The 8,152-nt window shown below is 44.9% G+C and carries 6 protein-coding genes; 2 read left to right on the top strand and 4 right to left on the bottom strand.

Annotated features, from left to right (window positions below):
- On the bottom strand, positions 1-2,850 hold a 2,850-nt coding region (locus FJR04_RS24385), incomplete at its 3' end, for an AAA domain-containing protein (RefSeq protein WP_168499747.1).
- 198 nt (positions 2,851-3,048) lie between these two features.
- On the opposite strand from FJR04_RS24385, the gene FJR04_RS24380 reads away from it, so the two are divergent.
- Together FJR04_RS24380 and FJR04_RS24375 are read left to right on the top strand one after the other, a co-directional pair.
- Positions 3,049-3,252 carry a hypothetical protein gene (locus FJR04_RS24380; RefSeq protein ID WP_168499745.1) on the top strand — a complete coding sequence of 68 codons (204 nt, stop codon included), beginning with the start codon at positions 3,049-3,051 and terminating at the stop codon, positions 3,250-3,252.
- Positions 3,253-3,491: 239 nt separating this feature from the next.
- Positions 3,492-4,700, top strand: coding sequence for an RNA-guided endonuclease TnpB family protein (locus FJR04_RS24375; protein WP_168499743.1), 1,209 nt, complete (start codon positions 3,492-3,494; stop codon positions 4,698-4,700).
- Positions 4,701-4,758: 58 nt separating this feature from the next.
- Here the strand turns inward: FJR04_RS24375 and FJR04_RS24370 are convergent, their stop codons facing one another.
- The 3 genes from FJR04_RS24370 to FJR04_RS24355 all read right to left on the bottom strand — a co-directional run bounded on the left by FJR04_RS24370 (position 4,759) and on the right by FJR04_RS24355 (position 7,874).
- Positions 4,759-5,175: a hypothetical protein gene (locus FJR04_RS24370; RefSeq protein WP_168499741.1), complete on the bottom strand. Its 417-nt coding sequence runs from the start codon at positions 5,173-5,175 to the stop codon at positions 4,759-4,761.
- Between the two features lie 170 nt (positions 5,176-5,345).
- Positions 5,346-6,521: a ParB/RepB/Spo0J family partition protein gene (locus FJR04_RS24365; protein WP_168499739.1), complete on the bottom strand. Its 1,176-nt coding sequence runs from the start codon at positions 6,519-6,521 to the stop codon at positions 5,346-5,348.
- A 579-nt stretch (positions 6,522-7,100) separates the two neighbouring features.
- Positions 7,101-7,874 (bottom strand): AAA family ATPase, encoded by a 774-nt coding sequence (locus FJR04_RS24355; RefSeq protein WP_168499735.1) that lies wholly within the window; start codon positions 7,872-7,874, stop codon positions 7,101-7,103.
- Positions 7,875-8,152: the final 278 nt, after the last annotated feature.

Here is an 8,152-nt window from a genome sequence, read left to right as displayed (position 1 = left end):
CCCCGTTTCTACTACATCAACTTCTGCCCAATTTATGTGGTTTTCTGGCTTTCCTTCAATATGGCAAGCAATCAGGTTAGCACCTAAAAGAGAAGGTTTGGGTTCTGTTTTGATGATCATGCCATAATTGTACAAGCGATCGCTAATTTCGGCAATCACTGGCACACACCGATAATGATATTTGAGGATAATGCCGTTACCAATGTCTTCTGGTTGTGCTGATGCTCCTGCGGCTCGGTGATAAGCTGTGGTAGCGGTGGGACTGTAGCAGTCATAATCTGCATCTGTAAGTCCCCTTTCTAGGAAGGATTTACCACGATATTCTTCTTTCTTCTGGTCGCTTAAATTAATGACTGGTTCTAGTTGTAAGGGGTCGCCGACAATCAAAGCCTGACGACACCGCACTAACACTGGAAATACCTGATGTGGAGGAATCTGACCGGCTTCATCTACAATGACTTGGTTGATACAACCGCTATCAGGATAGGGGAACAGACGGCGAATAGAATGCAAGGTACTCAGGAAAACGGGAAACAACAGGCTGATATCACGATAAATGTTTCGCCAATGCAAGGACATTTGACGAAAAGCGTCCCATTCGTTATTTAACACCCCAATGTAAGTTTTAATAGCAGCCATGACTTCATCTTTTCTGCGTTGTGCTTCCTGTTGTTGAAATTGCCAAGCACACTCGAATAACTGTACTTGCAGTGTGTGTAATTCGCTGTAGAAACGACTGGAGAAATCTTGGTTAGGATAAGTGGCAAGTCGATTTTGGACTTGTTGTTGCTGGCGTTGTCGGTCAGTGAGTTGACGTTGTAAGTCGGTTAATTGGCGTTGTAATAATTCTAGCTGTTGGTGTCTGTGGTTAAGTTGATTTTGTTGCTGTTGCCAATCAGATACTTCTTTCAGTAGCAGGGAAACATTTTGGCGGGCTGCTAATAAAGATTCAATTGTCAGGGGAATTTGAAAGGGAAAGGGTGTAGCTAGGGTTGCCAATACGGGCATTTCTATTTGTTTGTGCAAGCGTTTGAGAATATGGCGCGGGCTGTTTCTGGCTATCTGCTGCCAAAATCGTTGAATTGTTTGCCATAGTTTAATTCTCTGCAATAGTTTGATTGTTTGTAATAGTTTAATTGTTTGCAATAGTCGAATCAACCAGTTGTGGTTTTGACCTAAAAATTGCCTGTTACTTTCACGAGGTAAGGAATGATTTGCTGTGTTCAAGTGTTGATCTATCTGCTGGTACGCTTCAATGGGAAATTTGGAGTAGTCGCGTGAGTGGTTTAATGGTGAGGGGGGTTGGGAGTCATAGTAATGCCGTGATGGAGTTCGTGATGACGATGGTGGAAATTCAAAATCTGAGTTAGGAGAAACGTTTCTCCTAGATTTTATGGGGTTATTTTCTGTAGAGTTATTTATCGCTTGATGAAGGAACTGAGAATTGTTCGATGATGGGGTAAATGGTAATGGGGAGTGAGCGCGAGAGTTGTTTTGAGAGGAGTCTGTCGGTAATGACAATGGAGGCTGTAAATCCAAATCCGAGTTAGGAGAAACGTTTCTGCTAAATTCTGGATTCACTTCTACAAAGCTATTTATCGCCTCTTGCAGCCGTTGTACATCTCTATCTAGTTGCTCTAATAATTGCTCATCAGCAATCTTCTGTTGTTGGTAATATTCATCTTGCTTGATGTGAAATTGTAGTTGCTGCACAAGAGCTAACAATTGTTGCTTGGCTGACTCCCATGCAGTTGGGTTAAAGGTTTCTCTAGCTAGTGAGTCGAGTGCAGTTTGCAAAGAGGGCAAAACTTGGGTGTCAACTAATTCTTTGGAGCCGCCTGATAAGTAGAAGCAGTTTTGGGGAAAATGGCTCTCTAGGAGTTCTTCAACGTTGTTGACTGCATGGTTGTTGGTACTGGTGACTAAAGTTAGGTTACTTTCATCTTCAGCTTCTGTGGCTAATTGCACGGCGCGGCGGACTACTTGTTGTGCTATTTTGTGTAACAGCAATGTGGTTTTACCATTCCCCGGTGGTCCAATTACGGCGGTGAGGGGTTGAGATTGGCAATGTCTGAGAGCCTGGGCTTGATAGTCGTCGGGGGGTAAGGTCGGGAAAGCACCGAGAAATAGTAAGTCCTGTAGGGGTGCGATTGGTTGTCCAAACAGATATTCGTAAGCGGGATGTCCAGGGACTGCCCAATTCCATTTTCGCTGTTCGCTGATTTTCTGGAAGTCTTTGTTGAGGTTATGGTTGAAGGCTACGTAGCCAAAGTTTAGCAGGTAGGGAAGCAGTTTTGAGCGCACAGGAAAGGGTGGTAATTCAATCAGTCCAATCCAGTCTTGTAGGGTTTTAAAGGGACGATTGAAGGTGGTTTCCAGAAAAACTTTGAGTCCTTCTTTGGTGACTAGGGACTCTGCGGCTTCTTCTTCTAGTCCGTACCACTGCATTAAGTTGGGGATGACGGGTTGAAACTCGAATGTCGTTAAGTCCCAGCCGCTTTGGCGATAATTGCCATCAAAGATAGGAGAAATGTCAATGGTAAAGAGGGGGCGAAACTGACGGCGATTTCCTTCAATGAGATAAAGCTGGGGAAAGGCGACGGCGATTGATGGTGGGTTGGCTTGAGGTTTAGTTTGAGATTTGGTTTTTGAGGTTTTGAAGGGTTGTTTGAGTTGTTTGAATAAGGATTCGTCTAGCAATAATTTATCGCCTACTAAATTTACACCAGAGTCCCAGATATGGGGTTGTTCTTCGTCACCAGCTTCGACTTTGGCATTAGTCAAGTTCTCAATGTGGATGTAATGCAGCCAGGTTTGGAGCAAGTCGCGAATCTGTGACTCTTGTGCCATTTTTCGTCTCCTCCTAGAATTGCCATTGAAGCACAGGGTACTAGAATTTCCGAACAATGTCATCTAACAAATGACTGAATTTTGTCAGGGCTTATACAGAAAGGTTGAGTAGCGTTTATATTTTCCCATCTCGGCATCTCGGATCAATGTCAATGCAGCAACTAGTATAATTTTATTATACCCCACTTAAACCCCTTCATGGTTACCCCAGAACTCGAACAACAACTCCTTCAGCTTTCCCCCAACGAAAAACTGTATATTATCCAAGTCCTTGCCCAAAGCTTGACTACACACAGCACCCACCCAGAGCAACCAAGCAAACTCTCAGAATTCTTCCGTCAATCTCCCCTGGCTGAATTCAGCGAAGAATTAGACTTGAGCCGAGAACCAAAACCGCTCTGACTGGCTAGAAAACATCATCTCACAACTTAATCTAGTTCCCCGCCCTTGCTCTCTTGCAAAAGATAGGTGTAGCGACCTTAGTATTGCGGGTCGCTACAGATAGGGATACAGCCAAATCGCAACAATATCTGTTTTTTTTACCATAAGCCACCGAATGCCGCTCCCTCAACGAAGTAGGGAGGGGATGAAAGGTGGGTTAAAATCTGTGTTATGATTACGCTATTAATTTGAGCGTAAAGATGCTGGTATTTGAAGCCAAACTAGAAGGGACGAACGAGCAGTACCGGAAGCTGGATGAAGCTATCCGCACTGCTCGTTTTGTTCGTAATAGTTGTGTTCGATACTGGATGGATAACAAGGACATTGGCAAATACGAGTTGAGCGCATACTGCGCTGTACTTGCTGCTAATCCTGATTTCCCCTATGCTGCGAAGCTGAACTCGATGGCTCGGCAAGCTAGTGCCGAAAGAGCATGGTCTGCAATCGCTCGGTTTTTTGATAACTGCAAGAAAAATCAACCAGGGAAAAAGGGATTTCCAAAGTTTAAAAAGCACCAAACACATGGTTCTGTAGAGTACAAGACTAGTGGCTGGCGACTTTCTGAAGACCGTAGGTACATCACTTTCTCAGATGGGTTTAAAGCAGGAACCTTTAAACTGTGGGGGACTCGTGACCTGCATTTCTACCAACTTAAGCAGTTCAAAAGAGTCCGAGTCGTGCGCCGTGCAGATGGCTATTATTGCCAGTTTTGCATTGACCAAGAACGAGTTGAGAGGCGAGAACCAACGGGTAAAACTATTGGTATTGATGTGGGATTGAACCACTTTTACACCGATAGTAACGGGGAAACAGTTGCTAATCCTAGACATCTTCGTAAATCAGAGAAGTCTTTGAGACGTTTACAGCGTCGGATGTCTAAGACTAAAAAAGGTTCTCAAAACCGAATTAAGTTTAGAAACAAACTTGCACGGAAGCATCTCAAAGTAAGTCGCCAGCGTAAAGACTTTGCTGTCAAGACAGCAAGGTGCGTGGTGAGGTCTAACGACCTCGTGGCGTATGAGGATTTGATGGTGCGGAATATGCTCAAGAATCATTGCTTGGCTAAGTCGATTAGTGACGCTTCCTGGTCACTGTTTCGTGAATGGGTTGAGTATTTTGGTAAAGTGTTTGGTGTTGTCACGGTTGCCGTTCCACCCCACTACACTTCGCAGAACTGCTCTAACTGTGGTGAGGTTGTCAAAAAGACTCTTAGCACTAGAACTCATATCTGTCCTCATTGTGGACATATCCAAGACCGGGATTGGAATGCAGCACGGAACATTTTAGAAAAAGGTCTAAGTACGGCGGGTCACGTCGGAACTAACGCCTCTGGAGACATCGACCTCTGCGTGGGTGGGGAAACTCCTCCAAGTAAGTCGGGTCGCAGAAAGAGGAAACCCAAAGAGTAATCTTTGGAATCTCCACCTTCAACGAAGTAAGGTGGGGAGGATGTCAAGGAAACCCTGATTAAATTGGTTCAAATATCCCATTATCAATTGATTCAAGACTCTTTCTATCTATGACAGACTCAATTACCCATCCTTGACCTTTATATCTGCCGTTAAGGTAGCACTGCTGCCTAATTGTTTCTCGCTCTGCTTGCTGTCGTTTAGTCCATTGTTTTGGCTCTAAATTAAGCTTCAAAACTTTACTGTTGACCTGCATAGTAATAAGAGGATTAAGCTCCTTGATACATTCTTCCAAGGTTCCTTCTGCCACAAAAATTGAGTCTGACGGTTCTATATCGTCAATTTCCCAAGCTTGCCAGTAGTCGCTTAACTCGAATATTCCTCCTTGAGAGGAATTTGCGTTTTCGGGACGGGAATGAATTTTGCGTTTGGAGTCTAGCTGCATTACTTCAGCTAAAGGGTTTTTCTTTGCCATTGTTGATACTCTTTGATGTTTGATGTTTACCTAACTGTGTGAGAATGCCCCCACCAAGCTGGCGCGGTGTAGCGGCGAGAGGATGTCAATTGTTTCTATAGTCTAATAGATTGTCACCACCTCACTCCCTCAAAAGTGGTGAGCATTGGTTGGGGGTTTCTAGGTCAGTCCTATTGATCATCACCTAGTAAAGCTTCGAGTTTACTCAGGAGGGTTTCTAGTTTCTTTTGCTTGGCAGGTTGTTCCCAGAGTTTACGCTTGTTAATGCTCTGGGTGACGTTTTTGAGACGCTCTGGTATTTGGTTGGGTGATTTTGCGGATGGGGGTTGAGCCGGTTGGGTATTAGCAGCGATTTGTGCTTTGATTTCACTTAAAGACCAGTTGTGTGCGATCGCTTGGTCTAAGAGTTGTGTACAGAGAGCATTATCTTTAACCCGTGCCAAGGCTTGTGCTTTGGTATACTCTAGTTTGCCCTCTCGCAATGCTGTTAAAATCGCCAGAGGCAGATTGAGTAAGGGTAGGCGCTTGGTGGTGAAGGACAGCCAATTCATCATTCCCAAGCTTTCAAACACCTCTTGTACTTTTTTTACTTTCTCTTCATCTGGGTTAGGAGAAACGTTTCTCCTAGATTGTGTTTCTTCAGTTATTTCTGAGTGAGTCGAAACATTACTAGCAGATTCTGAAATTGTTTCTCCGTTTTCGGTAGGTGAAACAGAATCACTCAGGTCAGTCGAAACATGACTAGGAGATTCCGTCTCATCAGTTGTTTCTGAGTTAGGAGAAACGTTTCTCCTAAATTGCTCCTCAGAGTCTTTTAACTGCTTTTCACCTTTGCTACTGGCATTTTTCATCCGGTACAGCAGGGATTTGACCGCTTCCACATCCGACTCTAACCGAATAGCCAAAAGATGCAAGATGCCTTCTGTTTCTTCAACTGGGTTGAGGTCTTGTCGTTGCAGGTTTTCAATCAGGGCTAACTGAAAAGCCTGGTCATCGGATAACTCACGTACAACCACTGGCACTTCTTCCAGTCCTGCTTCTGTGGCTGCACGATAACGGCGTTCTCCTGCTACTAATTCGTATTTCCCGGCTGTTTTTCCTCCTGTCAGTGGACGCACCAAGAGGGGATGGAGGATGCCGTGCTGTTTAACTGATGCAATTAATTCTGTTAATGCTTGGGGGTCAAAGTAGCGTCTGGGTTGCTGTGGAGGCAGGTGAATGTCTTGGAGTTTGACTTTGCTTTCAGCAGCGGGTGGAGTGTCAGCTTCCACTGGGGATAACCAAGGGGCTGGGGGTGGAGTGGTAATTTGACCAGCAAAGGGTTTTTCGGTGCGTTTGCGTACCATTGTAGGGAATGTGTTTGAATTGGGGACAGAAAGGGGAATGCTGCAATAAATGGGGTGAAATGAGCAGTGATACTGAAACTTACGCGAAGAACTTAATGAGCCACTTTCAATAGTGTGATAGCGAACGCGAGTGCGTCCCGGAGGGAACTAGCGCTGCCGCAAGTAGATAGCGAAGCGCGACCTAGTAATCGCTAGGAATAAAACTGTACCAATTGAAGTCTCGGAAATTTAGAAGCCTCAAAGCCTTATTCCGCTTTGAGTCCTTTTGTGACTCGACATCTGAAGCGGTACGGTAATTATATGGTGAATCTGCATAATATTCCTCAGCCGTTGGAGGTGGCAATCTCTTTACCTCCTGAAATTTTTCAAATCTAGATATAGTAAGGGTTACAGCCTGAGCGCAAGTTTCTATACGATTGCTCATTTGTAACCGCTCAATAAATGGGGGCGGACTACCTGTTCGGGAACGATTTTACGGCATTTGAGGCGTGTCATGGAAGGATTTACCCCGGATTATTGAGCGGTTACGCTCATTTCCTCCCATTACCGGGGCTTTCAGCGATGAAAACAGGTTTAGGTTTATATAGCGGACTCCAGAGCAGAAGCAATTTCTTTAAGGATAGCAACAGCAGGATGTTTGGGGTCAAATACTGCTAGGGGCGCACGTTCTTCTGTGGCATCGACAAAGGCGGTAGCTCTGGGGATGGGTGGGAAGATTCGACCCCATGCTGAAAGTTGTGCTTGGATGGCTGCTAATGCTCGTTTATCGGCTGAGTTTTGTTGAGCATAGCGGGTGGGAACAAAGCCTGCGATTTGTAATTTGCGGTTGGGTTTGTTTTTAACTTGAGTGATGGTTTGCAAAAGTTCGTCTGTTCCCTCGAAGGCTTTGAGATGGGTTTCGATAGGAACGAGGACGTGGGTGGCGGCGACTAGGGAGATATAAGAAAGTAATCCTAAGCTGGGGGGACAGTCAATAAGAATGAAGTCGTAGGCATCTAGAACTGGTTCTAGGGATTCTTTGAGGCGCAAGTCACGCATGGCGGCACTAACTAGCTGCATTTCGGCTCCACTCAGGAGTCGGTTAGCTGGTGCTATGTCCATGCCATGAATGCCGGAATGAATGGGTAAGGGCTGCTCGTCAATAATGGCATCAGCTACGGTTTTTTGTAACTGTGATGGGACTAAGCCCATGAATTTGGTTAAGGAGGCTTGGGGGTCGATGTCGATGAGAAGGACACGATGTTTTTGTTGGGCTAGGTGGTAGCCCAGGTTTTGGGTGAGTGTTGATTTGGCGACACCACCGGCTTGGTTAAAGAGGGCTATGATGCGACACTGTTTTTGAGAATTTGACACTGGCTTTCGTTCCTAAAGGTAGGATGACTTTAGTGAATTGGCTCGTTTTTATATATCTTCCAGTTTATAAAATATGGGGCAAGACTAGCTGTTGTGGCTCGCAATTATAAATGCTCCGGCTTGCAAACAAGACATTTTCCGGCTCACATTATTTGCAACTGAAATGTTGGTTCGGCTCAATTTATCTGCAACTAGGCTCAGATTATTTGCAACCAGTTTGCAATCATTACTCTCCGGCTCACATTAATTGCAAATAAGCTAGAAGTTATTAGCTGCAA

The sequence above is a fragment of the Anabaena sp. UHCC 0204 genome (assembly GCF_009711975.1).
GTDB lineage: Bacteria > Cyanobacteriota > Cyanobacteriia > Cyanobacteriales > Nostocaceae > Dolichospermum.
The sequence above is the reverse complement of the archived record's forward strand: the minus strand, read 5'-3'. Positions and strand labels throughout refer to the sequence as shown.

Bases quoted from the DNA above. Each gene is read 5' to 3' on its own strand.
- FJR04_RS24380 (WP_168499745.1), top strand. From the start codon at position 3,049: ATGGTTACCCCAGAACTCGAACAACAACTCCTTCAGCTTTCCCCCAAC.
- FJR04_RS24375 (WP_168499743.1), top strand. From the start codon at position 3,492: ATGCTGGTATTTGAAGCCAAACTAGAAGGGACGAACGAGCAGTACCGG.
- FJR04_RS24370 (WP_168499741.1), bottom strand. From the start codon at position 5,175: ATGGCAAAGAAAAACCCTTTAGCTGAAGTAATGCAGCTAGACTCCAAA.
- FJR04_RS24365 (WP_168499739.1), bottom strand. From the start codon at position 6,521: ATGGTACGCAAACGCACCGAAAAACCCTTTGCTGGTCAAATTACCACT.